Origin of the sequence: Aurantimonas endophytica, from assembly GCF_014196845.1 — a bacterium.
Taxonomy (GTDB): domain Bacteria; phylum Pseudomonadota; class Alphaproteobacteria; order Rhizobiales; family Rhizobiaceae; genus Aurantimonas; species Aurantimonas endophytica.
The window spans coordinates 596662-622934 of sequence record NZ_JACIEM010000002.1; the positions used below are offsets into that span (position 1 = coordinate 596662).

The 26273-nt window shown below is 67.1% G+C and carries 21 protein-coding genes and 1 pseudogene; 11 read left to right on the forward strand and 11 right to left on the reverse strand.

From position 1 onward, the window contains the following. The first annotated feature begins 14 nt into the window (after window positions 1-14). The 3 genes from GGR03_RS10430 to GGR03_RS10440 all read left to right on the forward strand — a co-directional run bounded on the left by GGR03_RS10430 (window position 15) and on the right by GGR03_RS10440 (window position 4669). Entirely contained in the window at window positions 15-1688 is a 1674-nt protein-coding gene (locus tag GGR03_RS10430; protein WP_183207690.1) for an ABC transporter substrate-binding protein, read from the forward strand. Then, a complete protein-coding gene (locus tag GGR03_RS10435) occupies window positions 1678-2622 on the forward strand; it encodes an acetamidase/formamidase family protein (RefSeq protein WP_183207692.1) in 945 nt (314 codons plus the stop codon). Before GGR03_RS10430 ends, GGR03_RS10435 begins: the two co-directional genes overlap by 11 nt. A 256-nt stretch (window positions 2623-2878) precedes the next feature. After that, entirely contained in the window at window positions 2879-4669 is a 1791-nt protein-coding gene (locus GGR03_RS10440; RefSeq protein ID WP_183207694.1) for an ABC transporter ATP-binding protein, read from the forward strand. Between the two features lie 202 nt (window positions 4670-4871). On the opposite strand, the gene GGR03_RS10445 is transcribed toward GGR03_RS10440, so the two are convergent. The 10 genes and pseudogenes from GGR03_RS10445 to GGR03_RS24885 form a co-directional block, all read right to left on the reverse strand. Continuing rightward, window positions 4872-6278, reverse strand: a complete 1407-nt coding sequence (locus GGR03_RS10445; protein ID WP_183208015.1) for an amidase — start codon at window positions 6276-6278, stop codon at window positions 4872-4874. Window positions 6279-6316: 38 nt separating this feature from the next. After that, complete coding sequence (locus tag GGR03_RS10450; protein WP_183207696.1) at window positions 6317-7471, reverse strand: M20/M25/M40 family metallo-hydrolase; 1155 nt, start codon at window positions 7469-7471, stop codon at window positions 6317-6319. A 37-nt stretch (window positions 7472-7508) separates the two neighbouring features. Beyond that, window positions 7509-8669 (reverse strand): M20 aminoacylase family protein, encoded by a 1161-nt coding sequence (locus tag GGR03_RS10455; protein ID WP_183207698.1) that lies wholly within the window; start codon window positions 8667-8669, stop codon window positions 7509-7511. A gap of 38 nt (window positions 8670-8707) precedes the next feature. Continuing rightward, complete coding sequence (locus GGR03_RS10460) at window positions 8708-10207, reverse strand: M81 family metallopeptidase (protein WP_183207700.1); 1500 nt, start codon at window positions 10205-10207, stop codon at window positions 8708-8710. 9 nt (window positions 10208-10216) lie between these two features. Continuing rightward, complete coding sequence (locus tag GGR03_RS10465; RefSeq protein ID WP_183207702.1) at window positions 10217-11869, reverse strand: ABC transporter ATP-binding protein; 1653 nt, start codon at window positions 11867-11869, stop codon at window positions 10217-10219. Then, complete coding sequence (locus GGR03_RS10470; protein WP_246367881.1) at window positions 11866-12696, reverse strand: ABC transporter permease; 831 nt, start codon at window positions 12694-12696, stop codon at window positions 11866-11868. Before GGR03_RS10470 ends, GGR03_RS10465 begins: the two co-directional genes overlap by 4 nt. Before the next feature lie 56 nt (window positions 12697-12752). Then, window positions 12753-13694, reverse strand: coding sequence for an ABC transporter permease (locus GGR03_RS10475; protein WP_183207705.1), 942 nt, complete (start codon window positions 13692-13694; stop codon window positions 12753-12755). A 77-nt stretch (window positions 13695-13771) separates the two neighbouring features. Next, entirely contained in the window at window positions 13772-15394 is a 1623-nt protein-coding gene (locus GGR03_RS10480; protein ID WP_183207707.1) for an ABC transporter substrate-binding protein, read from the reverse strand. Between the two features lie 51 nt (window positions 15395-15445). Next, on the reverse strand, window positions 15446-16393 hold the full coding sequence (locus GGR03_RS24880) for a gamma-glutamyltransferase (RefSeq protein ID WP_425486704.1): 948 nt from the start codon (window positions 16391-16393) through the stop codon (window positions 15446-15448). Between the two features lie 109 nt (window positions 16394-16502). Beyond that, window positions 16503-17036: pseudogene (locus GGR03_RS24885) on the reverse strand (gamma-glutamyltransferase); the annotation flags it as partial. A 196-nt stretch (window positions 17037-17232) separates the two neighbouring features. Here GGR03_RS24885 and GGR03_RS10490 point away from each other — a divergent pair. From GGR03_RS10490 to GGR03_RS10525, 8 genes are all read left to right on the forward strand, one after another. Next, window positions 17233-17991, forward strand: a complete 759-nt coding sequence (locus tag GGR03_RS10490; protein ID WP_183207709.1) for an IclR family transcriptional regulator — start codon at window positions 17233-17235, stop codon at window positions 17989-17991. A 308-nt stretch (window positions 17992-18299) separates the two neighbouring features. Further along, complete coding sequence (locus GGR03_RS10495; RefSeq protein ID WP_183207711.1) at window positions 18300-19730, forward strand: mannose-1-phosphate guanylyltransferase/mannose-6-phosphate isomerase; 1431 nt, start codon at window positions 18300-18302, stop codon at window positions 19728-19730. A 160-nt stretch (window positions 19731-19890) separates the two neighbouring features. After that, window positions 19891-21006, forward strand: coding sequence for a glycosyltransferase (locus GGR03_RS10500; RefSeq protein ID WP_183207712.1), 1116 nt, complete (start codon window positions 19891-19893; stop codon window positions 21004-21006). Window positions 21007-21150: 144 nt separating this feature from the next. Next, entirely contained in the window at window positions 21151-21966 is an 816-nt protein-coding gene (locus tag GGR03_RS10505) for an ABC transporter permease (protein ID WP_183207713.1), read from the forward strand. A 65-nt stretch (window positions 21967-22031) separates the two neighbouring features. Further along, window positions 22032-22718, forward strand: coding sequence for an ABC transporter ATP-binding protein (locus GGR03_RS10510; RefSeq protein ID WP_425486710.1), 687 nt, complete (start codon window positions 22032-22034; stop codon window positions 22716-22718). 156 nt (window positions 22719-22874) lie between these two features. Then, window positions 22875-23951, forward strand: coding sequence for a DUF2793 domain-containing protein (locus GGR03_RS10515; RefSeq protein ID WP_183207715.1), 1077 nt, complete (start codon window positions 22875-22877; stop codon window positions 23949-23951). A 117-nt stretch (window positions 23952-24068) separates the two neighbouring features. Then, window positions 24069-24734, forward strand: a complete 666-nt coding sequence (locus tag GGR03_RS10520; protein ID WP_183207716.1) for a sulfotransferase family 2 domain-containing protein — start codon at window positions 24069-24071, stop codon at window positions 24732-24734. Between the two features lie 25 nt (window positions 24735-24759). Beyond that, window positions 24760-25518, forward strand: a complete 759-nt coding sequence (locus GGR03_RS10525; protein WP_183207717.1) for an FkbM family methyltransferase — start codon at window positions 24760-24762, stop codon at window positions 25516-25518. A gap of 15 nt (window positions 25519-25533) precedes the next feature. Here the strand turns inward: GGR03_RS10525 and GGR03_RS10530 are convergent, their stop codons facing one another. Continuing rightward, window positions 25534-26250: a DUF1698 domain-containing protein gene (locus GGR03_RS10530; RefSeq protein ID WP_183207718.1), complete on the reverse strand. Its 717-nt coding sequence runs from the start codon at window positions 26248-26250 to the stop codon at window positions 25534-25536. Window positions 26251-26273 lie beyond the last annotated feature (23 nt).

Below are 26273 nucleotides of genomic sequence, written 5' to 3' on the forward strand. Positions count from 1 at the left end.
AAAGGAAGACCCGCATGAAAGCCTGGCTCACCTCGACCGTCGCCGCGTCGGCAATCGGCCTGATGCTCAGCGCAGCGCCGGCGATGGCGCAGGACGCCGCCCCGGCACCCGCCGCCGATGCCTACACGGCGGATCCGGACGCGAAGGAAGGCGGCGCGATCGTCATAACCTACAAGGACGACGTCGCGACGCTCGATCCGGCGATCGGCTACGACTGGCAGAACTGGTCGATGATCAAGAGCCTGTTCGACGGGCTGATGGACTACGTGCCGGGCACCACCGAGCTGCGGCCGGGCCTTGCCGAGAGCTACGAGATTTCCGAGGACGGACAGACCTTCACCTTCAAGCTACGCCCGGGCGTCAAGTTCCACAACGGCCGCGAGATGACCGCCGAGGACGTCAAGTACTCGCTCGACCGGGTCACCAACCCCGAGACCCAGAGCCCCGGCGCCGGCTTCTTCGGCATGATCGAGGGCTATGACGCGGTGGAATCGGGCGAGGCCGACAGCCTCTCGGGCGTCACCGTCATCGACCCGACGACGGTCGAGATCAAGCTGTCGCGGCCGGACGCCACCTTCCTGCACGTGATGGCGCTGAACTTCGCCTCTGTCGTTCCGCAGGAGGCCGTCGCCGAACACGGCGCCGATTTCGGCCAGAACCCGGTCGGCACCGGCGCCTTCAAGCTCGGCGAGTGGACGCTCGGCCAGCGCGTGGTGTTCACCAAGAATGAGGACTACTGGCGCGACGGCCTGCCCTATCTCGACCAGATCACCTTCGAGATCGGCCAGGAGCCGATCGTCGCGCTGCTCCGCCTGCAGAGCGGCGAGGTTGACATCCCGGGCGACGGCATCCCGCCGGCAAAGTTCCAGGAAGTCATGGCCGATCCCGAGCAGAAGGCCCGCGTCGTCGAGGGCGGCCAGCTGCAGACCGGCTACATCACCATGAACGTCACGATGGCGCCCTTCGACCAGAAGGAAGTCCGCGAGGCGGTCAACATGGCGATCAACAAGGACCGCATCGTCCAGATGATCAACAACCGGGCGCTGCCGGCCAACCAGCCGCTGCCGCCCTCGATGCCCGGCTACGACGAGAGCTACGAGGGCTATGCCTACGACGTCGAGGCGGCGAAGGCGAAGCTCGCCGAGGCGGGCTTCGCCGACGGCTTCGAAACCGAGCTGTTCGTCATGAACACCGACCCCAACCCGCGCATCGCCCAGGCGATCCAGCAGGACCTGTCGCAGATCGGCATCCGTGCCGAGATCCAGTCGCTCGCCCAGGCCAACGTCATCGCCGCCGGCGGCGAGAAGGACGGCGCGCCGATGATCTGGTCCGGCGGCATGGCCTGGATCGCCGACTTCCCCGATCCGTCCAATTTCTACGGCCCGATCCTCGGCTGCGCCGGGGCGATCCCGGGCGGCTGGAACTGGTCGTGGTACTGCAACGAGGAGATGGACAAGCGGGCGGCCGAGGCCGACTCGATCGTCGATCCCGCGCGCCAGGAGGAGCGGGCCGGGATGTGGTCGAAGATCTACACCGACATCATGGCCGACGCGCCCTGGGTGCCGGTCTTCAACGAGCAGCGCTTCACCATGAAGTCGCCGCGCATGGGCGGTGCCGACAACCTCTATGTCGACCCGGTCCATATCCCGATCAACTACGACTACGTGTATGTGAACGATGTGCAGTAACTGCGACTACACGATCCACAGCCGCCACCATCATTTCGGCTGGGACAACACGTTCCCGCCGGCGCAGGTGGTGGCGCCGGGCGCGACGATCGAATTCGAATGCCTCGATTCCTCCGGCGGTCAGCTGACCGCCGGATCGACCGTGGCCGACGTCGAGGCGCTGGATTTCGGCAAGATCAACCCGGTGACGGGCCCGATCTTCGTCGAGGGCGCCGAGCCGGGCGATGCGCTGAAGATCACCATCGAATCCTTCAAGCCATCCGGCTTCGGCTGGACCGCCAACATCCCGGGCTTCGGCCTCCTGGCGGACGACTTCAAGGATCCGGCGCTGACGATCTGGAAATACGATCCGACGACCCTCGAGCCGGCATTGTTCGGCAAGGAGGGGCGGGTACCGCTCAAGCCCTTCGCCGGGACGATCGGCTGCGCGCCGGCCGAGGCGGGCCACCATTCGGTGGTGCCGCCGCGGCGCATGGGCGGCAATCTCGACATCCGCGATCTCTCCGCCGGCACGGTGCTGTATTTGCCGGTCGAGGTGGCGGGGGCGCTGTTCTCCGTCGGCGACACCCATGCGGCGCAGGGCGACGGCGAAGTCTGCGGCACGGCGATCGAAAGCCCGATGAACACGGTGCTGACGCTCGACCTGGTCAAGGACGCCCGGCTGAAGATGCCGCGCTTCACCACCGCCGGGCCGGTGACGCGGCATCTCGACGCCAAGGGCTACGAGGTGACGACCGGCATCGGGCCTGACCTGATGGCGGGGGCGAAGATGGCTGTCGCCGAGATGGTCGAGCTGCTCTCGGCGCGCTACCGGATGGACCCGGTCGACGCCTACATGCTGGTCTCGACCTGCGGCGACCTGCGCATCTCGGAGATCGTCGACATGCCCAACTGGGTCGTCTCCTTCTACTTCCCGCGTTGCGTCTTCGAATGAGGGCAGCTTCGATCCTCGTTGGGCGGCAGGGCGCCTTACCCCCCTCTGCTCTGCCGGGCTGTCGGGACGAGCCACGCGTCTCGTCCCGTCCTTCGGACCCCACCACAAGGGGGGAAATCAGCCACGCGGCAGAGGCGTTGACCAGGCTCAGACGCTCCTGGAAGTCCGCAGCGATCATGCCAGCGATCTCCCCCCTTGTGGGGGAGATGGGCGGCAGCCCAGAGGGGGGTGCTTGGCACCTCAGCCACCCATGGTCATGACCACCCATCCAAACTCGCGTCAGACACTGCGGGCCGACCCGGTCCTCCGCGTTGAGGGCCTCACCGTCGAGGTCGGCGGCGAGGCGGGGCCGCGGCCGGTGGTGGCGGATTTCTCGTTCGCGCTCGCGCGCGGCGAGACGCTCTGCATCGCCGGCGAGTCCGGCTCCGGCAAGTCGATGACGTCGCTGGCGATCATGGGGCTCCTGCCGAAGCCGGGCGCACGGATCGCGGGCGGCCGGATCCTCCTCGGCGACACCGACCTGGCAAGGCTCTCCGAAGGCGAGATGCGCAAGGTCCGCGGCAAGCGCGTCGCGATGATCTTCCAGGAGCCGATGACCTCGCTCAATCCGGTGCTGACCATCGGCCGGCAGCTGACCGAGGCGATCGAGGCGCACGAGAATGTCGGCCGCACCGAGGCGCGCCGCCGGGCGATCGCCGCGCTCGATGCCGTGCGCATCCCCGAGGCCGCCAGCCGCCTGACCCAGCATCCGCACGAACTCTCCGGCGGCATGCGCCAGCGCGTGATGATCGCCATGGCGCTAGCCTTGCGCCCCGACGTGCTGATCGCCGACGAGCCGACGACGGCGCTCGACGTCACCGTGCAGGGCGAAGTGCTGGAACTGCTGCGCGACCTGCAGCGCAATCTCGGCACGGCGATCATCCTGATCACCCACGACATGGGAGTCGTCGCCGAGATGGCCGACCGCGTCGTCGTGATGCGCCATGGCCGCATGGTCGAGACCGGCACCGCCGCGGCGATCTTCGCCAATCCGCAGGCGGCCTACACGCGCGAATTGCTGGCCGCGGTGCCGCGCATGGGCGAGGGACGCGGCCGCGCGGCGGCCCGTGTCGCGCCGCCCGTCGAGGCGACACATCCGGCCCCTGTCGTCGCGGTCAGCGATCTGACCGTGCGCTTCGACATCCATGGCGGGTTCTTCGGCCGGGTCGACCGGCGGGTGCATGCGGTGGAGGGGATCAGCTTTTCGGTGGCCGAACGCGAGACGCTGTCGCTGGTCGGCGAATCCGGCTGCGGCAAGTCGACGACCGCCAGGGCGCTGGCCGGGCTGGTGCCCTACACGGGCGACATCGTCGTCGCCGGACGCAACATGGCGGGCCTGCCGCGCCGCGAGACCAAGGCGCTGCGCCGCGACGTCCAGATGATCTTCCAGGATCCCTTCGCTTCGCTCGATCCGCGCATGACGGTTGGCGAACTCGTTGCCGAGCCGATGCTCATCCACGGCATCGCCGAGGGGCCGGAGCGGCACGAGCGGACGGCCGGCCTGTTCGAGCGGGTGGGGCTGTCGGCAGCGGACATGCGGCGCTATCCGCACGAATTCTCCGGCGGCCAGCGCCAGCGCGTCTGCATCGCCCGCGCCTTGGCGCTGCGGCCGAAGCTGATCGTTGCCGACGAGAGCGTTTCGGCGCTCGACGTCTCGGTGCAGGCGCGGGTGCTGGAACTCCTGCGCGAGCTGCAGGACGAATTCGGCATCGCCTATCTGTTCATCTCCCACGACATGGCCGTGGTGGAGAACATCTCGGACCGGGTTGCGGTGATGTATCTCGGCCAGATCGTCGAGATCGGCACGCGCGACCAGGTCTTCGGCAACCCGCAGCACGCCTATACGCAGCGGCTGATCGAGGCGGTGCCGGTGCCCGATCCCGCCATGCGGCGCCGGGCGTTTCCGCGGCTCGACCGGGACATTCCGAGCCCGGTGCGCCGTGTCGGCGAAGAGCCGGGGCGGCTGGTGCTGCAGGATCGCGGCGATGGGCATCTCGTCGCGGCCTGAGCCGCGGCGAAGCCTGTCGAGGCGAGACCGTTGACTACGAAGGGTCGAAGTCGATCGCTGCGAAGGCGGATCTCCAGCTCGCGTCGATCCTTGCAGCAGCCCGGCCTGGCTCAAATTGCGGCGGATTTTTCCGAGGCTGCTCGCCGGCCTCAAGAGGGCAGGCACCTCCTCGGTTCGCCGCGCCTGGCGCAGCCTCCCGACGTCATGCGTACAGTTCGGCAAGTCCCAGAAGCCCGACATCATCCATCGGCCGGCCGATCAACTGCAAGCCCATCGACCGCATGGACCGGTCGAAACCGGCAGGCACGCTGATGACCGGGCAACCCGACAGCGTCCCCGGCGCGACGACTTCCATCCAGCGGTGATAGCTGTCCATGGTCCGGCCGGCGATCTCGCGCGGCCAGTGCCAGTCGGCATCGAAGGCGAACAGCTGCGCCGAGGGCAGCGTCAGCGCATCGAAATGCTCGAACAGGCGCAGGCATTCCAGATACCATTCGGATCGGGTCCGCGCCGCCACATAGATCGCCTCGGCACCGAGGCGGCGCCCGTTCTCGATCTCCCAGCGCATCTCGGGCTTCAGCAGGTCCCGCGTCGCGGGGTCATCGTGAAGCGGGCCGTATTTGCCGGCGATGGAGAATTGCCTGAGCACCACGAAGGCGGACCAGAGGCGCTCCCAGTCGAACTTTGGCAGCACCGGCTCGATGGTGCAGCCGGCATCGGCCAGCCGCGACAACGCCAGTTCGCAGACATCGAGCACACCCGCCTCCATCGGCAGGTGACCGCCGAGATCGCCGAGCCAGGCGATCCGTCCGGGGCGGGCATGAACGCCGGGCTCCCACCGGAGGCCATCCTGCAGCGAGAGCGGCGCCCGCGGATCGGGGCCGGCCTCGATCGCCAGAAGCCCGGCGAGGTCCGCGACGCTGCGCGCCACCGCGCCGTCGGTCGACAGCTGGGAGTAGAACAGGTCTTCCGATCCGGCATTCGGCACGCGTCCCTGCGAGGGGCGCATGCCGTAGACATTGTCGTAGCCGGCGGGGTTGCGGAGCGAGCCGCCCATGTCGCTGCCATCGGCGACGGGCAGCATGCGCAGCGCCAGGGCGACGGCCGCGCCGCCGCTGGAGCCGCCGGCGCTGCGGCTCGGGTCGAAGGCGTTGCGGGTCGTTCCGAAGACGGGATTGTAGGTGTGGGAGCCGAGCCCGAATTCCGGCGTGTTGGTCTTGCCGATGACGATGGCGCCGGCGGCGCGGATGCGCGCGACGGTCAGGCTGTCGGCATCCGGCACGAAGTCGGCATGGATCGGCGAGCCGAAGGTGGTGCGGAGCCCCTTCGTGGCGGCGAGGTCCTTGATGGCGATCGGCAGGCCGTGCAGCAGCCCGTCCGGCCCTTGCGCGCGGAGCCGCTCGTCCGCCGCGTCGGCCTCGGCGAGGATGGCTTTCCGATCCCGCAGCGAGACGATGGCGTTGTGGGCCGGATTGACCCGGTCGATGTGATCGAGGAAGGCCGTGACGATTTCGCGTGACGACACCTTGCCGTCGACGACCAGGGCAGCCAGTTGCGAGGCGCCGAACCGGCAGAGCTCCGGGATCGCCAGTCCGGGCGGCGCGAGCAGATCCCCATTCGCGTCGAAGGGGGAGGTGACGGGCGCCGTCAGGATCCCATCTCCTCGCCGGTGATCTCGACCAGCAGCCCTGCCATCAGCCGGGCGCGCTGGTCGAGGCTCTCGACGGTGATGTACTCGCCGAGCGTGTGATAGCCGCCGCCGACGAGGCCGAGCCCGTCTAGCGTCGGCAGGCCAATGGCCCCGGTGAAGTTGCCGTCCGACCCGCCGCCGGAGCTGCCGTGCGAGATGGTGGCGCCGAGCGTCGCGGAGACTTCCTCGGCGAGCGCGTAGAGCCGCATCGTGCCGGGGCCTGGCTCCCAGACCGGCCGGACGACGCCGAGCGTGACCGCAAAGCCGGTGCCGTCTTCCCGGGTTTCGTTGAGCGCGAGCATCCGGTCGGTTCCGCGGTCGAGGTCCTCCTGGCGCTTGGCCATCGACAGCGCCTCGGCTTGGCAGGTGGTGGAGACGCAGTTCACCCATTGGCCGCCATGCACGACGCCGACGCTGAAGGTGCAGTCGTCGTCGGTCATGTCCTCGATCGCAAGGATCCGGCCGGCCATCTCGCGGATCGCCGAGCGGCCCTCCTTGAGCGACGCGCCGGCGTGGCTGGGGCGGCCCGTGGCGGCCAGGTTGAAGCGGGCGATGGCGTAGCGGCCGGTCACGACGCCGTTGCCGTTGATCGCCGGCTCCGGGACGAGGATCACCTTGTGCTTGGCGGCCTCGGCCTCGATCAGCTTGCGGGTGCCGGGGCTGCCGATCTCCTCGTCGCAGGTGAGCAGCACCGACACCGGCAGCTTCGTTTCGACGCCCGCCTCGATCAGCGCCCGCACCGCCTGCAAGGCGGCGAAGGTGCCGCCCTTCATGTCGAGGATGCCGGGGCCGTAGCAGCGATCGCCGTCGCGCCGGAACGGCAGCTTTTCCAGCGTCCCGACCGGATGCACCGTGTCCAGATGCGCCATGATCAGGATGCCCGGCTCGCCCTTTCGCGGATGCGGGAAGGCGGCGCGCAGGCAGTCGCCGAGGCCGGCCGGACCGTCGATGCGCTCGACCGTGGCACCCATGGCGGCCAGATCCTCGGCCGCCAGCGACATCATCCGGTTGACCGCGGCGACATCGAAGGTCGGGCTCTCGCACTCGACCCAGCGGCGCAGCCCCTCCAGCATGCGGTCGGCGTCGAGATCGAGTTCGGGCAATGGCGTCATGTCGTTTCCCCCTGTTTCCTGTCCGAGGCGCGCCGGCTCAGGCCGCGCCGAGCCGCCGCTCGACGATCCGCGCCAAGAGGCTCGCGCCGATCGGCAGGATGCCGTCGTCGAGGACGAAGCTCGGATTGTGCAGCGGCACGGTGCCGGCATGGCCGACCCAGCAATAGGCGCCGGGCACCGCCTGCAGCATGTCGGCGAAGTCTTCGCTGCCCATCGTCGGGCGCGGCTCGGTGAGGACGTTCCCGGCGCCGACGATGTCGGTCGCGGCCTCGGTGAAATAGCCGGTCTCGGCCGGGTGGTTGTCGAGCACCGAGAAGATGTCGCGGATGTCGACATCGATCTCGACCTCGAAGGACAGCGCCGCGCCGGCCGCGATCTTGCGCAGGCGGGTGCGGACCATCTCGCCGACCGCGTCGTCGAAGAAGCGGATCGTGCCGGCGAGGGCGGCCTCCTCCGGCACGACGTTGTAGGCCGAGCCCGAATGGATCTGGGTGATCGACAGCACCGCCGACTTCGTCGGGTCGGTGTTGCGGCTGACGATGCTCTGCAGCGCTGCGGCGAGATGCGTCGCGACGACGATCGGATCCCGCGATCTGTGCGGCATGGCGCCGTGGCTGCCGGCGCCGGTGATCTTGATGTCGAAGAAGCTGGCGCCGGCCATCCCCTTGCCCGGGAAGATCGAGATCTGGCCGGGCTCGAGGTCGGGCGAGTTGTGCAGGCCGTAGATCTCGTCGCAGGGGAAGCGCTCGAAGAGCTTGTCCGCCAGCATGGCGCGGGCGCCGCCGAGCCCTTCCTCCGCCGGCTGGAAGATCAGCACGGCCGTCCCGGCGAAGTCGCGGGTCTCGGCAAGGTAGCGGGCTGCGCCGAGCAGCATCGTGGTGTGGCCGTCATGGCCGCAGCCGTGGAAGCGGCCGGGGATGGTCGAGCGGTAGGGAAGGTTCGAGAGCTCGTCCATCGGGAGCGCGTCCATGTCGGCGCGCAGGCCGATACGGCGGCCGGGCCGCTTGCCCTCGATGATGCCGACGACGCCGGTGCCGCCGATGCCGCGATGCACGGTGACGCCCCATTCTTCCAGCTTGGCGGCGACGACGCCCGAGGTGCGCTTCTCCTCGAAGCCGATCTCGGGATGGGCGTGCAGGTCATGGCGGATGGCGACGAGGTCGCCCTTGAAGGCGTCGATCAGCGGCAGGACGGTCATGGCAAGCTTCCTTGGCAAGAATGGAAAAGGGCGGCGTCTCAGCCGAAGGCCGGGCCGCCGGGGGAAAGGCGCATGCCGGATCGCAGGCGCGTGAAGGGGAGCGAGGCCGGGTCGACCGGCATCGGTCCCGGCGCGGCGCAGACGAGAATCGTCTCGGCGATCGGCTCGAAATCGGCGCGGAAATGCACCGAGCTCTTGTTGACGAGGATCGCCTGCTCGGTCGGCTCGATACCGACGAAGCGGTACATCTCCTGGTCGGCCATCTGCGCCTTGCGCGAGCCGACGACGATCCGGACGTCGCCGATGCGCAGGCAGGCCGACGGGCCGAGCTGCATGCGCGCGCCGCCATAGAACGGTCCGGCCGCGATCAGCTGCCCGTCGGAGACGGATTCGACGAGGAACTCGGCCTCGAAGGGCGCATCGCCGGCGATGCCGGACTTGCCGCCGAGCCCGAGGGTGATCGTGGCGCCGACGCCGGCCCGGTGCGCTTCGGCCGCTGCCTGCGGATCGACGATGATGCCGATCGCCGCGCGCTGCGCGTCGGCGGCGACCAGTGCGCGGAGCATGCCGGTCGTGTCGGAGTCGCCGCCGGCACCGGGATTGTCCTGCGTGTCGGCGATGACGATCGGGCGTCGGGCGTTGGCGCCAAGCGCGATGGCCTCGGCGACGCCGGCATCCGGCGAAAAGACCTTGCCGGCGAAGTCGGTCTCGCGCCGGCTGATGGCGCCCGCGAGCGCATCGGCGGCGCGATCGGCCGCGTCCTGGGTCGGCGCGTAGGCGACGATGCTCGGGCCGCAATCGGCGAAGTCGGCGGCCGGGAAGCCGGTGTGCAGCGAGATCGAGCCGACACCGTCCGTCTCGAAGCCAGGCAGGGAGGCATAGAGGCTGCGGCAGGGCTCCATGCCGGTGCACTGCCAGGCGATCGGGATCAGGAACGGCAGCTGGCGGAAGGCTTTCGCATCGCGCTGGCCACCCAGCAGGCGCCCGAGATAGGCGGCCGTGCGCCGACCGGTCTCGGCCATGTCGACATGCGGATAGGTGCGATAGGCGATCAGCGCGTCGGCGGCCTCGACCATCGTCCGCGTGACGTTGCCGTGCAGGTCGAGGCTGGCGACGACGGGCACGTTTGGGCCGACGACGGCGCGAACCCGGGCGAGCAGCGCGCCTTCGCCGTCGTCGATGTGTTCGGCGACCATGGCGCCGTGGAGGTCGAGATAGACGCCGTCGAGCTTGCCGGCGGCCTCGATGCCGGCGACGATCCGCCCGGCAATGTCTTCGAACGCCGCTTCCGTGACGTGGGCCGAGGGGCTGGCGGCGCACCACAGGGTCGGCACGAGGTCCCAGCCTTCGGCCTCGGCGACCTCCACGAAGCCGCATATCCCCATGTTGACGTTGCGCGTCGCCGGGATCAGCGCCGCGCCCTCGCTCAGCGGCGGCCAGCCACCGCCCTCGATGAAGGCGTCGACGCCGGCCTTGCTGGGGCCGAACGTGTTGGTCTCATGCATGAAGCCGCCGACGGCGATGCGCGGTGTGGTCATCTTCGGGTCCTAGATGCGGGGTTCGGCTGCGAGCGTCGCGGCGAGCGGGCGGAAATTCGGGAAGTCCCAGTCCCGGCCAGGTGCGGCCTCGATCAGCTCGCGCGTATAGTCCTGGCGCGGATGACGGAGGACGGCTTCGGCCGGGCCGTATTCCACGACCCGCCCCTTCTGCATGACCGCGACGTCGTCGCAGATCTGCGCGGCAACGCGCAGGTCGTGGGTGATGAAGAGGATGGCGACGCCGAGCCGGGCCTGGATGTCGTCGAGGAGGTCCAGCACCTGCGCCTGCACGGAGACGTCGAGGGCCGACACAGCCTCGTCGGCCACGAGCACGTCCGGGTCCATGGCGAGCGCCCGCGCGATGGCGATGCGCTGGCGCTGGCCGCCGGAGAACTGGTGCGGGTGCCGGTCGAGCACGTCGGCGGGCATGCCGACGAGTTCCAGCAGCTCGGCCGCCCGCTTGCGGGCCGTGGCCCGCTTGGCGCCGTAGTTGATCGGCCCCTCGGTGATGCTGTCGCCGACCGTGATGCGCGGGTTGAGCGAGCGGTTGGGGTCCTGGAAGATCATCTGGATGCGCTTGCGGTGCGGCCGCAAGGCGTTGCGCGACAGGCTGGAAATGTCCTTGCCGCCGACCCGCACGCTGCCCGCCGTCGGGTCGATCAGGCGCATCACGCAGCGCGCCACGGTGGATTTGCCGGATCCGCTCTCGCCGACGATGCCGAGCGTGCGGCCCCGGCGCAGCACCAGGTTGACGTCGGCGGCGGCCACCGTGCTCGGCAGGGCGCGCAGGAAGGATTTCCGCTGGTAGGTCTTGCCGAGCTCGACGGTCTCGAGCACCGTCTCGTAGCTCTTGTCGGCGCGCGGCGAGCGCGGCAGCAGCGCCGGCACGGCGGCGAGAAGCGCGCGGGTATAGGCCTGTCTCGGCTCGCTGAGGATCGTCTTCGTCGCGGCCGTCTCGACGATGTCGCCGTGATGCATGACGCAGACCCGGTCGGCGATGTCGGCGACGACGCCCATGTCGTGGGTGATGAACAGCACGGAGGTGCCGAGCTCTTCCTGCAGTTCGCGGACCAGCTTGAGGATCTGCTTCTGGGTTGTCACGTCGAGCGCCGTCGTCGGCTCGTCGGCGATCAGGAGCTTGGGCCGCAGGATCAGCGCCATGGCGATCATGATGCGCTGGCGCTGGCCGCCCGACAGCTGGTGCGGATACGAGCCGTAGATCCGCTCGACATCGGGCAGGTGCACCTGTTCCAGCATCTCCAGCACCCGTCGGCGCTGCTCGCCGGCGCTCAGGCTGGCATGGGCCTTCAGCACTTCCTCGATCTGCCGGCCGACGGTCAGCACCGGGTTGAGGGCCGTCATCGGCTCCTGGAAGATCATCGACATGCGGGTGGCGCGCAGCTGCTTCAGCCGGCCTGGGCTGACGGCGAGCACGTCCTCGCCCTCCAGCCAGATATGCCCGCTCCGGGCGACGAGGGCGCCCTTCGGCAACAGGCCCATGGTGGCGAGCGACGTCACAGACTTGCCGGAACCGCTCTCGCCGACGAGGCACACGGTCTCGCCGCTGCCGATCTCCAGCGAGATGCCGTTGAGGATCGGCATGGGGTAGTACCCGCCAGTCTCGACCACGAGGTTCTCGATGCGCAGGATGGGGGTGCTCATCGTGCGGCTCCACGCTGCTTCATGCGGGGGTCGAGCAGGTCCCGGGCGGTGTCGCCCAGGAGATTGATCGACAGGATGCAGATCGACAGGAACAGGCCCGGCCAGAAGATCAGCGACGGCTTCAGCTGGAAGTAGACGCGGCCCTCGGACATGATGTTGCCCCAGGAGGGCGTCTCGGTGCCGATGCCGGCGCCCAGGAAGGAGAGGATCGCCTCGGTGAGGATCGCCGAGGCGCAGATATAGGTGCCCTGGACGATCAGCGGCGCCAGCGTGTTGGGCATCAGATGCCGCCACATGATCTTCGGCAGGCTGGAGCCGACGGCGATCGCCGCCTCGACATAGGGCTCCTCGCGGGCGGTCAGCACGACGGAGCGGACCAGCCGAACGACGCGCGGAATCTCCGGAATCGTGATCGCGACGAGCACGGTCCACAGGCTGGCGCCGGCCAGCGACACGACGGCGATGGCAAGCAGGATGCTGGGGATCGCCATCAGCCCGTCCATGATCCGCATCAGGATCGCGTCGAGCGGGCGAAAGAAGCCGGACAGGAGGCCGAGCGGCAGGCCGATGGCGACGCTGACGACGGCGGCGCCGATGCCGACGATCAGCGAGATGCGGGCGCCGTAGACGATCCGCGAGAACAAGTCGCGGCCATAGGCGTCGGTGCCGAGCAGGAACATCTCGCTGGCCGGCTGCAGCCGCTTCGAGGGATCCATCTGGATCGGGTCGTAGGGGGCGATCAGCGGCGCGAAGATCGCCATCAGAACGATCAGCAACAGCGCCGCCGCTGCCAGCATCGCGGCGATGCCGAAGCCGCCGCCGCTCATCAGGGAGGGGAAACGCCGGCGCACCAGCGGCTCCGCCCGAGCCTCGACTTGGGTCATCAATAGCGGATCCTCGGGTCCAGGAATGCGTAGGAGAGGTCGATCGCCAGGTTCACCAGCACGTAGATGCCGCTGGTCAGGAGGATCAGGCCCTGGATCACCGGATAGTCGCGGGCGAGGATCGCATCGACGGTGAGGCGGCCGAGGCCGGGAATGTTGAAGACGCTCTCGGTGACGACGACGCCGGAGATCATCAGCGCGAAGCCGGTGCCGATGACGGTCAGGATCGGCACAGCGGCATTGCGCAGCGCATGGCTGAACAGCACGGCGTTCTCGTCCAGCCCCTTGGCGCGGGCGGTGCGCACATAGTCCTCGCCGAGCACGTCGAGCATCGCGGCGCGGGTCATCCGCGTGATCAGGGCGATGTAGATGGAGGCGAGCGTCAGGGCCGGCAGGATCGCCCGTTCGAGGAACGGCCCGACGCCTTCGGAGATGCTGCGGAAGCCCTGGACCGGCAGGAGCTTCAGCTCCAGCGCGAAAATCTGGATCAGGATGTAGCCAATGACGAAGACCGGGATGGAGAAGCCGACGACCGAGGCGGTGGTGACCAGGTTGTCGATCCAGCTGCCGTGCTTCCAGGCCGCCAGCACGCCGAGCGGCACGGAGATGAGGATCGTCAGGGTGATGGTCAGGAGCGCGAGGCTCACCGTCGGCTCCAGGCGCTGGCCGATCAGCGTCGTCACCGGGGTGCGCGAGATCAGCGAGGTGCCGAAGTCGCCGGTGAGGAGCTGCGTGCTCCAGGTGACGAACTGCGTGTAGAGCGGCTCGTTGAGGCCGAGCGCTTCCCGTATGTCCGCCAACTGCTGCGGCGTCGCCATGTCGCCGGCGATGATCGCGGCGGGATCGCCCGGCGTCAGGCGCAGCAGCAGGAAGACGAACAGGGCAACGACGATCATCACCGGGATAGCGGCGAACACGCGGCGCACGAAATAGGCGAGCATGGCGTCAGGGCTCCACGGCAGGAGGGATGTGGGGCCGGGCAGGCGGGCGGTCGTGCGCCCGCCTGCCCGGAGGCGGCCTATTCGGCCTTGGTGATGTCCCAGAACAATGGCACCGGAGACTTCCTGACGCCGGACAGCTCGTTGCGCCAAGCCGAGGGGCTCAGATACTGGCCGAGCGGGATGTAGTTCACGACCTCGTAGGCGTGCTGGTGGAGCCGCGTCGCGATCTCCTGGCGGTCATCGTCGTTCGTCGCCTGCACGAACTCCTTGCGCATCGCCTCCAGCTCCGGATCGTCCGGCCAGCCGAACCACGCCTTCTCGGTGCCGCCGCCGTTGAGCATCGGATTGATGATCGGGTTCCACACTTCCGGGATGACCCAGTTGGTGAAGAACATGTTCCAGCCGCCGTCGGCGGGCGCCGCCTGGCTGGCGCGGCGGGTGACCAGCGTCTGCCAGTCCATCGGCTGCAGGTCGACGGTGAAGCCCGCCTGACGCAGCAGCTGTGCGGCGACCACCGGCTGCGGGCTGACCGACGAGACGTCGGTCGGCTGCATCAGGACGATCGGCGTGCCGTCATAGCCGGCTTCCTCGAGCAGCGCCTTGGCGCCCTCGACATCCGAGCCTTCGACCATGGTTTCGCCGCCGGCGTCGGTCGCGAGCGGCGTATCGCAGCCATACATCGAGGCGCAGACGCTGTAATATTCCGGGTTGCCGATCAGCGCCCCGAGCACGTCCGTCTGGTTCAGCGCCAGCATCGCCGCCCGACGCACGCGCACGTCGTCGAAAGGCGCGTGCAGCCAGTTGAGCCGGCCCATCGTCTGGTAGCCGAGCGTGTTGAGGACATCGACGGTGATCTCCTCGTTGCCCTCCAGCAGCGGCAGGAGATCGATCGGCGGCTGCTCGATATAGTCGATCTCGCCGGAGGTGAGGGCGTTGAGCGCAGTCTGGGCGTCCGGCATGCTGACCCAGACGACGCGGTCGACCTTCACCTCCTTGCCGCCGGCGGTCCAGCTCGCCGGTTCCGAGCGCGGGACGTAGTCCGCGAACTTCTCGTAGACGACGCGCACGCCGGGCTCGTACTCGGCCTCGACGAAGCGGAACGGGCCCGAGCCGATGTGCTCGGCGACGGCCTCCGTGCCGGGGGTCGAGGCGATCCGCTCCGGCATGATGAAGGCCGGCACCGCGGACGGCTTGGCAATCAGCTCGATGACGTAGGAGAACGGCTCCGACAGGGTGAGCACGGCGGTCTTGTCGCCGGTTGCCTCGATGCTCTTGGTATAGCCCATCAGCATCTGGCCGCCGCCGTCGCGCTCGGCCCAGCGCTTCAGCGAAGCCACCACGTCGGCCGCCGTCACGTCGGCGCCGTCGTGGAACTTGAGCCCGTCACGCAGCGTGAACGTGTAGGCCATGCCGTCGTCGGAGACGGTCCAGTCGGCCATCTGCGGCTGCGGCGCCTGGTTCTCGTCCACGGCCAGCAGCGTGTCGTAGATCATGTAGCCGTGGTTGCGGGTGATGTGCGCCGTGGTGATGATCGGGTCGAGCACGCGGAGGCCCGAATGCATCACCGCGCGGATCTCCTGCGCCAGGACGGAGGAGGCCGGCATCGCGGTGACGCTTGCGAGCGCGATCGCCGAGGCCAGCAGATGCCGGCGCAGGCTTCCTTGCGGGAAGATCGTTCCGAGGGATCGAAGATGCTTCATGTGCGCTGCTCCTTGTTGCGGTGTGGGTGGACTTCGAAGGCTGCCGGCGGCTCATGACGGGTCACCGGCGCCCGAAGGCTCGGCGACCGCATCCCCCCAGGGCGACATGATCTCGCTGGCGCCGAAATTCTCGACGCCGCGACGCATCACGCCGGCGGGGCAGGCAAAGGAATTGGGGTAGACGGTGCGCGGTGCCGTCACGACCCGGCGTGTCTCGGCGAGCGCGGCAAGGATCGCGGGCGACAGCGCCTCGTCGGCGATCACCGCCGGGCCGCCGCTGGCATCGATGCGCGGGTGATGGAACGCCGCATCGAGGTCCATGCCGAAATCGATCAGGAAGGACGACAGCTGCGCCACCGCCGGCATGATCTTGCGCCCGCCCGACGCGCCGATGGCGAAGCGCGCGTCGGCGGTCTCGCCGATGACCGGGCAGACATTCATCAGGCAGCGCTTGCCGGGGGCGAGCGAGTTGGGCCTGCCCGGCTCCGGGTCGAACCACATGATGCCGTTGTTGAGCAGCAGCCCTGTGGACGGCGACACGACGCGCGAGCCGAATACAGACAGCAGCGTCTGAGTCATCGCCACCATGTTGCCGTCACGGTCGACGACCGAGAAATGCGTCGTGCAGGCCGGGCTGTGCGGCGCTTCGTTGTCGCCCATGCCGGCGAGGCGGTCGCGGTAGGCGCCCGCGAACGCGTCGGCGTAGGCGCCGAAGCTTTGCCCGTCCGGCTGATGCGCGCCCGTCATCTCGCCGGCGCCCAGCCGTGAAAGGACATCGGCGAAGGTCGGGCCGGCGGTGAGGTCTCCCGGCAGGTAGAAGCCGCCGCCGCGATAGGGCGTGCGGGCGATCTCGGTTATCGTGGCGCGATAGGCAGAGAGGTCCTCGGCGGAAAGCGAGCCGCCCTTGGCCTGGACGTCGGCGGCGAGCCTGCGGCCGATCTCGCCTTCGTAGAATTCGCGGTGGCCATGCGTCGCGAGCGCCTGAAGGGTTTCGGCCATCGCCGGGTTGGGGATGCGCCCGGTCGACCAAAGCGGTCCAGCCCGGCACCGGCGGCCACATGCCGTCCTCGAGGAAGAGCGCTGCCGCGTCGGCGTCGCGGGCGAGCGACCGTGTGTTCGACGCCAGGATCAGCGCCGCGTACCAGTCGATCTGAAGCCCTTCCCGGGCAAGCGCGATCGCGGGCACCAGCAGATCCTGCCAGGGCTGCTTGCCGAAGCGCTGATGCGCCACACCAATGCCGTCGACGAGGCCCGGTACCGCGACGGCCGTGGCGCCTTCGACATTGCGGTCGCCCACGACCGCTTTCCACGGAAACAGGTCCGAAGCGACGCCTTCGCCGGAGAGCGGATAGTCGGCGGGGTCGAGCGCTGCCGGCGAACGCATGCCGTAGTGGACGCAGTAGGCTTTCTGCTCGGCTTCCCGCCAGATCATCATGGCACCGCCACCGGCCGGCCCGCTCATCCACGGCTCGATCACGCCCAAGGCAAAGGAGGTGGCTACGGCGGCATCCAGCGCGTCACCGCCGTTGGCAAGCACGGCGGCGCCAGCCTCCGCGGCGAGCCGGCTCTGCGACGCGACGATGCCGCCGGTGGATCGAACCGCCGGCTTGCGGATCGTCTGCGAGCGGGAAAACGCGTTCATCGCGACGGTCGTCCGCCAACGGACCGCCGCGCCGGGCGACGATGCCTGTCTGATGGTTTCAGCTGTAACCGATCCGTCGCAAGTATCATAATGTGATATCCGTCACTGTAATATGCTAAGCTACGCATCAGGTCACGAAGTAGTCAACACCGCAGCGTGCGCATAATTTGTGCAGTGCGTCATCACGGAACGGCAGATGGATTCGATCGCTCTCAAGCAGGACACGCTCTTCGTCTCGTCGATCGAGAAGGGGATGCGCATCCTCGCGGCATTCGACGAGGCCCGCACCGAAATGGGGCTGCGCGACCTCGCGCTCGCCACCGGCCTCGACAAGAGCGCGACGCAGCGCTTCGCCAACACGTTCCATCGGCTCGGCTATCTGGAGAAGGATCCGCAGACGCGGCGCTACCGCCCGGCGATCAAGTTCCTCGAGCTCGCCAACGCCTTCCTGTTCGCGGACGAGACGGTTCGCGCGGCGATGCCGCGGCTGATCGATCTTCGGCAGGCACTGGGCGAGACGGTGAATCTCGCGCTGCTCGACGGCGACAGCATCGTCTACGCGGCCCGCATGCCGAATGCGCGCACCAGCTACGCCGCGACGATCGTCGGGCGGCGCGCGCCGGCGCTCAACACCTCCAGCGGCCGGGCCATGCTATCGCTGCGGCCGCCGGAGGAGCGCCGTCGCTGCGCCGAGGAATGGCCGATGAAGCGCTACACGCAGAACACCGTGATGGACCGGATGGCCGTGCTCCGCCTCATCGACGAGGCGGCCGAGACCGGCTACGCGATCGGCTATGACGAGCTCTTGATGAACGAAGTGGGGATCGCCGCCCCGGTGCGCGGCAAGCGCAGGACGGCGGCGATCCAGTGTTCGGTCTCGGGCCTGAAATGGGATCGCGCCCGGATCGAAGCCGGGATCGTCCCCCATCTGGTGGACGCCGCCAACTCCCTTTGACAGGGCCCAGACCGGGGAGGCCTCGCCGCCGCCCCGCAATCGCGCTTACGGTCCCGGCGCTCGGCCGCGTCCGCGCAGGAACCGACGAGCGGTGACATGGGTCCGCGCGGCGGAAGCACCAGGTTCGGCGGAACCTGCCGCCCGGGCGGCGATGATGACGGCGGTGCCGACGGGCGGCGCAGCCGGTTACAAACGTCGGCGATAGCTCGGTGTATTCCTCGCAAGGCTTGACGTGTATTAGACGTGAATTTAGGCCAAGCTTGCTTGAGCAAGTCGGCGCCCGTCAAATCTTGGAGTTTCCTCAGTTCATGAGCGAGTTCGACCGACACGCCAGCATCACGCCCATCATCATGGCGGGCGGATCGGGCACCCGGCTCTGGCCGGTGTCCCGCGAGACGATGCCGAAGCAGTTTATCACCCTCATGGAAGATGGACGCTCGACGTTTCAGGAGACGCTTCGCCGCGTGACCGGTCCGGGCTTCGCCCGTCCGATCGTCGTGACCGGGAACGATTTCCGCTTCGTGGTAGCCGAGCAGATGAAGGCCGCGGGCGTCGACGGCGAGATCGTGCTCGAGCCCCAGCGGCGCGATTCGGCGGCCGCCGTCGCGATCGGCGCGCTGATGGGATGCGAGCGCGATCCGGAATCGGTCTGCCTCATTCTCGCCGCCGATCATGTCGTGACGGGCACCGATCAGTTCGTGGCCAACTGCACCGCGGCAGCAAAGGCCGCGCGCGAGGGCCGCATCATGACGCTCGGCATCGTGCCGACGCAGCCTTCCACGGCCTATGGTTACATCGAGTGCGGGGCGCCGCTCGGCGTCGAGGGTGCGTTCGATATCGACCGCTTCGTAGAGAAACCGGACGCGGAGCGCGCGCAGGACTACGTTTCGCGGGGCTTCCTCTGGAACGGCGGCAACTTCCTGTTTCGTGCCGACATGATGCTGGAGGAACTCGAGGCCTACGCGCCGGAGGTGCTGGCCGCGGCGCGGGCCGCACTCGCTGGTGGTACGCGTGACCTCGACTTCCTGCGCCTCGACGCCGCCGCCTTCGCGCTCGCGCCGAAGATCTCCATCGACTATGCGGTGATGGAGAAGACCCGCCGCGCCGGCGTGATGCGCGCGACCTTCGGCTGGTCCGACATCGGCTCGTGGGATTCGATCTACGACATCAAGACGGCCGATGCCGACGGCAATGTGCTGGAAGGGCCGGTCTCGGTCCTCGGCACCAACGGCAGCTTGGTGCGCTCCGAGGGGCCGCTGACGACCGTGATCGGGCTGAAGGACGTGGTCGTCGTCGCACTCACCGACGCGGTGCTCGTCGCCGCAAAGTCCGAGGCGCCGCGCGTGAAGGAACTCGTCGCGCAGCTCCAGGCCCAGGGCTACGGCGAAGCGACCGATCATCTGCGCATCCATCGCCCCTGGGGATGGTACCAGCGCATCGATATCGGCGATCGCTTCCAGGTGAAGCACATCTGCGTCCATCCGGGCGGAACGCTCTCGCTCCAGCGCCATCATCATCGGGCCGAGCATTGGGTCGTCGTGCACGGCACGGCCCAGGTCACGATCGACGGCGTCGTGAAGCACTATCACGAGAACGAGGCGGCCTATCTGCCGATCGGCTGCACGCATCGGATGCACAATCCCGGCAAGATCGACCTCAAGATCATCGAGGTGCAGGTCGGCTCCTACACGGGCGAGGACGATATCGTCCGCATCGAGGACATCTACGCACGGAGCTGACGGGTAGGCCGCCTGACATCTGGTCGAGCGGATCAGGCGGAGACGGACCTCGTCGTTGCGCCGGGCCCGACCCTCGCGGCCTTGCTTGATCGTCCCACGAAAGGCTGACGCCCGGCCTGCGCAGTGTGCCTCCGCAGGTCGCGAACAGGATCGGTCGCGTTTGAAACTTTCCGGGAATGCCGGCCGGCCCTTGGTGGTCCATGATTACTTCGCCATCAGGGGAGGCGGGGAGCGACTGGTCCTCACGCTGGCGGACGCCGTCGGCGCGGATCTCCTGTTCGGCTATCGCAGCCCGGAGAGCTACGACGAGACGATGTTCCCGCCGGGGAACCGCGACCTGAACCTGCCGATGGCGCTACGACGCCCGGGCTTGCGGGCCGCCGCGCTGGCCGCCCGCTTCGCGATGGAGCGCCGGCGGGCGGCGCGCCACGGGGTACGCGTCTTCTCCGGCGTGGCGGCGCCTTTCGCGGCGCCCGAGGCTGGCAGCGCCGGCCGGAACATCTTCTACTGCCACACCCCGCCGCGGTTTCTCTACGACCAGCGGGAGCACTTCTCGTCGATGCTCGGCGGTCCGACCGGCATGCTGAAAAAGGCTGGGCTCGCGCAGTTCCGCCGCGGCTTCGAGGCGGCGGTTGGCCGGATGGACACGATCGTCGCCAATTCCGAAACCGTGCGGGAGCGCATTCGCTCCTTCCTCGGCCGCGACAGCACCGTCGTCTACCCGCCCTGCGACACGAAGAGCTTCGTCTGGGGCGGCCAGCAGGGTTATTACCTCTCCACCGCGCGGCTGGCCGGGCTGAAGCGGGTCGACCGCATCGTCGATGCCTTCCGCACGATGCCCGACCGGCAACTCGTGGTGGCCTCCGGCGGCGACGAGCTGGAGAACCTGCGCCGGCGCGCCAAGGATGCGCCCAACATCACCTTCCTCGGCTGGGTCGAGGAGGACCGGCTGCGCCGGCTGATCGGCGAGGCCATCGCCACGATCTACGTGCCGGTGGAGGAGGATTTCGGCATGTCGCCGGTGGAATCGATGGCCGCCGGCAAGCCGGTGATCGGCGTCGCGGAAGGCGGCCTGCGCGAGACGATCGTCGACGGCGAGACCGGCATCCTGCTGCCGCCCGGTTTTCGTCCGGCCGATATCGCCGATGCCGTCGGCCGACTGTCGGCGCCCCGGGCGGCTGCCATGCGCGGGGCCTGCGAGGCGCGGGCGGAAATGTTTTCCGAGCAGCGCTTCATCGCCGGCATGCGCGCCGTCGTCCTCGGTGCCGGCGTATGACCGGTGGGGCCTTCAGTCCGTCGGGCCAGCTGTTGCCGCGCGTTGACAAGGCATCGACGTGCTGCGAAACCACGCGACTGTGCGTGACCGAAGCCGGGCGTCCGAATGCGCGGGCAAAATGCAGCGTCCCGTGCAGGAGACGAGATGAGCGTGCCGGAAACTAGCTCGATCACCGCCGGGGCCAGTCGCGATCCGTCGCAGATGGACAATCTCAGGCGCGAGATCGCTCTGGCATGGTATTTCGCCTGGAGCGATACGCGCGCCCGCTACAAGCGCAGCGTGCTCGGACCTTTCTGGCTGGTGCTCAGCACCATTCTCGGTGTCGGCGGCCTCGGCCTCGTCTGGAGCGTCATCCTGGACGTCGACCGCGAGACGTTCCTGCCGATGCTCACCGTCGGACTGGTGCTCTGGCAGCTCGTGGCTGGCTGCGTCGTATCGGCGGCCAACGTGTTCCATTCCAAGGCGTCGATCATCAAGAACATGCGCACCCCCACATGGCGCATTTCCCTCCAGCAGCTGTTCACGCAGATCGTCAATTTCGTCCATAATCTGGTGATCGTGGCGATCGTCCTGGCGCTCTACCCCGCGACGCTTTCGCCGCTGGCCTTCCTGTCGATCTTCGGCCTTCTGCTCGTGCTCGCCAATTTGTTCTGGGTCATCCAGCTCGTCGGGTTCCTGGGCGCGCGTTACCGGGATCTCGATCCGCTGATCAATTCGATCATGCCGGTCCTGTTCTTTCTGTCGCCGGTGCTGTTCCGCTCGCGGGACTTCGAGGGGCTGGACGTCTTCATGACCATCAACCCGATCGCCTACTGGATCGAAGTCGTCCGCGACCCGGTCCAGGGCATCGTGCCGAGCCTGTCGGTATATGCCGTCACCATCGGCATGGCGGTGGTGGGATGGATCCTCGCTCTGGCGATGACGCGCGCCAAGGCCGCCCGTCTGCCGTTCTGGGTGTAGCCGCCATGGCCAGGATCAGCCTCGAGGACGTCGCGATCGAATATCCGATCTACAACGCGGGATCGATGAGCCTGCGCCACCAGCTGCTGGCGGTGAGCACCGGCGGGCGGATCTCCCGCGAGGACCGGCGCATCGTCACCGTCAAGGCGCTCGACGGCATCAATCTCGAACTGCGCAAGGGCGACCGGATCGGCCTCGTGGGCCACAACGGTTCGGGCAAATCCACCTTGCTGCGCACGCTTGCCGGCATCTTCACGCCGACGCGCGGCCGCATCACCATCGAGGGCCGGGTTTCCACCGTCTTCGGCCTTGGCGCCGGCATGGAGCCCGAGCTGACGGGCTACGAGAACATCATGCGCATGGGGATGATGCTGGGGGCCTCCCGTGCCGAGTCGAAGAGCCGTATCCCCGACATCGAGGAATTCTCCGAGCTCGGCGAATTCCTCTCGATGCCGGTGCGAACCTATTCCGACGGCATGAAGACCCGGCTCTCCTTCGGCGTGGCCACCGCCGCCCAGCCGGAAATCCTGCTGATCGACGAGGTGCTGGGCGCCGGTGACGCCGAGTTCCAGCAGCGGGCGCAGATCCGCATGGGCCAGTTCATCGAGAAATCGAGCATCTTCGTGCTCGCCTCGCATTCGACGGCGCTTCTGAAGAAATACTGCACACAGATCATCCAGCTCGAGCATGGCCAGGTGGTGAGCCGCGAAGACGTCGGGGACGCGCAGGTGCTGGAGGACCAGCTTCCCTGAATCCGCCAGCGGCCTCCGGTCGTTGAAGGGCCGCAGCCGCGCCCGCGATCCCGCGCGAGACGGCAGGCACAGCGAACGCCGCCGCGCGTGACTTATCCCCGGTGCTTGGACCGGCCCTAGGATGGGCCCGGTCCAAGCGCAGGAGGATGCCCACCCATGGAGACGACCCCGAGGCTCAGCCTTCCCTTCATCTTGCCCCAGCAGGCGCAGAAGCATGTCACCCACAACGAGGCGCTGCGCCTGCTCGACGCGCTGGTGCAGCCCTCCGTCATCAGCCGGACCCTTGCCACGCCGCCGGCCGGACCCGCCGAGGGGGCGGCCTATATCGTGCCGGCGAACGCGACCGGCGCCTGGGCCGGGCAGGAGGGACGCATCGCGCTCTTTGCTTTCGGCGCCTGGAGCTTCATTGCGGCGGCGGACGGCTGGATGGCCTATGTCGCCGACGCGGCGGCCTTCGTCGTGCGGCGCGACGGGGCGTGGAGCGAGTTCGCGACCAATGGCGGCGCCAGCATCGCCCGCTTCGGCGTCAATGCAGCCTCCGACCAGACGAACCGTCTGGCCGTTGCCTCTGCCGCCAGCCTCTTCACCCATGAAGGCGCCGGCCACCAGCTTAAGATCAACAAGGCCGCGGCCGGTCAGACGGCGAGCGTGCTCTTCCAGGACGGCTTCTCCGGCCGTGCGGAGATCGGTCTGGCGGGCGACGACGACCTGCACGTGAAGGTTTCGGCCGATGGCGGCGCCTGGACGGAGGCGCTGACCGTCGCCGGCAGCGGCCTTGTCTCGCTGCCGGCGGGCCAGCTGCGCTTTCCGCCCATGCCGAACCCGTCGAGCGACCCGAACACGCTGGACGACTACGCCGAAGGCAGCTTCACGCCCGGCCTCAGCTTCGGCGGCGCCAGCACCGGCATCGTCTATGTCGCCCAGAGCGGCAGCTACACCAAGATCGGCCGGATCGGCTTCTTCTCGCTGCTGGTCCAGATCTCCTCCAAGGGAACCGCCACCGGCGCCGCCGCGATCACCGGCTTCCCCTTCAACATGAACGCCGCCAATCCGGGCCTCGTCACCACACCGTTTTATGGGGGCATGGCGGGGCTGACGGGTTACTTGGTCGGCACGACGAACGGAACCAGGGTCGATCTCCGGCAGGCGACGGCCATGGGTACCGGGCCAATCAGCGAAGCAAATTTTGGGAGTAACGCAATACTGCGTGTGGCGGGCGCCTTTCAGATTTAGTCCGTGGCGAGACATCTCGTCTCCGCACATCTGATCGAAGAGGCAGAGCGGGCTCAAGCATTCCTGCTTGACCGACGACCTCCCTAAAGGCATGGGTTGATGGCTTGGAGGAATGCTATGCGCTCAATCAGACCAATTTCGGCAGATGAAAAGGTTGTATATCTACATATACCTAAGACTGCAGGCACTAGTATAAATTTCTATCTTCGTAGTATCGTGGGTAGCGACAAAGTAGGGTGGCTGGGCAAGGAGATAAGCTTAGAGGATTTGAGCAACCAAGAAAAAATAGAACCCTTTAAAGTAATTGGAGGGCATTTCAATATAGAGCAGGCAAGGGAAATACAATTTCCCGTTGTGTATGTGTCGACCCTTCGCGAGCCTATTTCTCGCGCTTTAAGTTACTACAGATATATTATGAAAATCCCCTCCGAAGTAGAGCGGCTTGGTCTTTGTGGTAATTTTGACGAGGATGTGATGCATCGCTTCGGAGAAATCGTACGAGATCAGCAATGCGCATTCTTCGGTATTCAGATGGCTGAAGATCCGCTAAGGGCCCTTTTAGAAATAGAGAATACGTATGTCGCTCCTGTCGAAAGAGCGCAGAACCTTGTGGATCAATTGTCGGCGGCACTAGGTGTGACGGCGGCGCCTCTCGGCCGACAGAATAGAGGAGAAGGCCCTACCCCGGATTTAAGCTCAGAGATATATGAGGTTCTTAGAACCGTCCTGGTTCGCGATCGTGCCTTGTACGACGGTCTAGTGCATGGCAAGTATTTCGGATAATCCAAGTTTCTGAAAGGTAGTAATCTTGGTCGATTCTAAGCAGATTTGGATCGGAGGAAGGCAATTCCTGATTCATGTACTGGGTGGTGGTGATGCGTACTCCTCAAGCCTCGGTTCTCGTTTCGGAGACGATCTCCTCCAAACTGTCTCATCGCGGCTGAGCGAAGATAGTATCGCTTTGGATATTGGCGCTAATATCGGCCTCACGGCTTGCGCTTTGAGCCAAGTGGCGCGTCACGTCTATGCTTTTGAGCCAAATCCACCAGTATTCGACCTTCTGAGAACTAATGTCGAAGCGAACGGATTGCAGAATGTCGTCATTCGGCAGATGGCGGTCGGCGCGAACGCCGGCGAGGCATATTTTGCGGGTGACTCCGCATTTGGACATGTGACGCAGAAGGAGACATCTGTAGTCGTCCCTATGGGAACAGTCGACGGCATCGTCGACGCGTTAGGCTTGGACCGGGTGGATTTCATCAAGGTCGATGTGGAGGGGTTTGAGCCGCAGGTCCTGAAGGGGGCGCTTCAAACGATCGAGCGCTTCAATCCGATCATTTACCTGGAGTTCAATTCCTGGTGCCTGATGGCGTTTGGAGAAACCAATCCGATGCTTTTTGCCCGCTGGATCTGTCATCATTTTCAGCAGAGGCAAATGGTCGGAAAAGGAAATGATGCCAGTGAGACGATCGCGACCGCGGAAGCGATCGTCTACTCAAATGTCGTCCTGAATAATTCCGTGAATGATCTGATCCTGAGAAGGAGGCCCGCTTCCCCGGTCGCCTAGCTGATGCAGTGCTTCTCACTGCTGCCGTTTGGCCCGAAAGATCCCCCTGTTCGGATGTTGCGGGTTCGGCGTGAACTCGACATGCGGAAATCCGACATCGCGGAGCATCGCTTCCACGCAGGCCCGATTGGGTCCCCACCAGTTCGTCGGGTCGTTGGCCAGTTCGGTGGTCGGGTAGAAGATCATCGCCGGTTGTGGAACGTTCGCGGCGTCCATGTGCGTCTCGATGATCAGCCATTCCTTGGAAAGCCGAGCGATGTTCTCCAAGACGAGGAACGGGTGGCGCAGGTGATAGAAGACGCCGGCAAACAGGACGACGTCGAACCGGCCCACGGTGTCGGGAGTCATGTCCGGCAGATCGATGTCGATCGCCTCGACCTCGGGCGCGAGATGCTTGCGGGCGAGTTCGAAGGAGGCGCGATCTCCCCAGCATTGATCCGACCACGCGAAATGGTCTGCGGCCAGGACGCGCGACGCACCCCGCCGCCGGGCCTCGAAGCTGTTGAACCCGTCCCAGCAACCGATATCGAGGAAGCTCTTGCCTGTTATGATGTCGCGGAAATAGATCTCGGCCTGTTCGCGGAAAAGGCTGATCGGCGCCTTCCCGGGCGAGAGTATCCCGTTGCCGAAATCAATCTGGTGGTGCCAGGGCAAGGCGTTCACCTGTGCAGCAAGCTGCTGCACGGCTGGGTTGGCACTATTGGCATCGTGTGTCTGCCCGATACTGCTCATGATCGATCCTGACCTCTGGATGG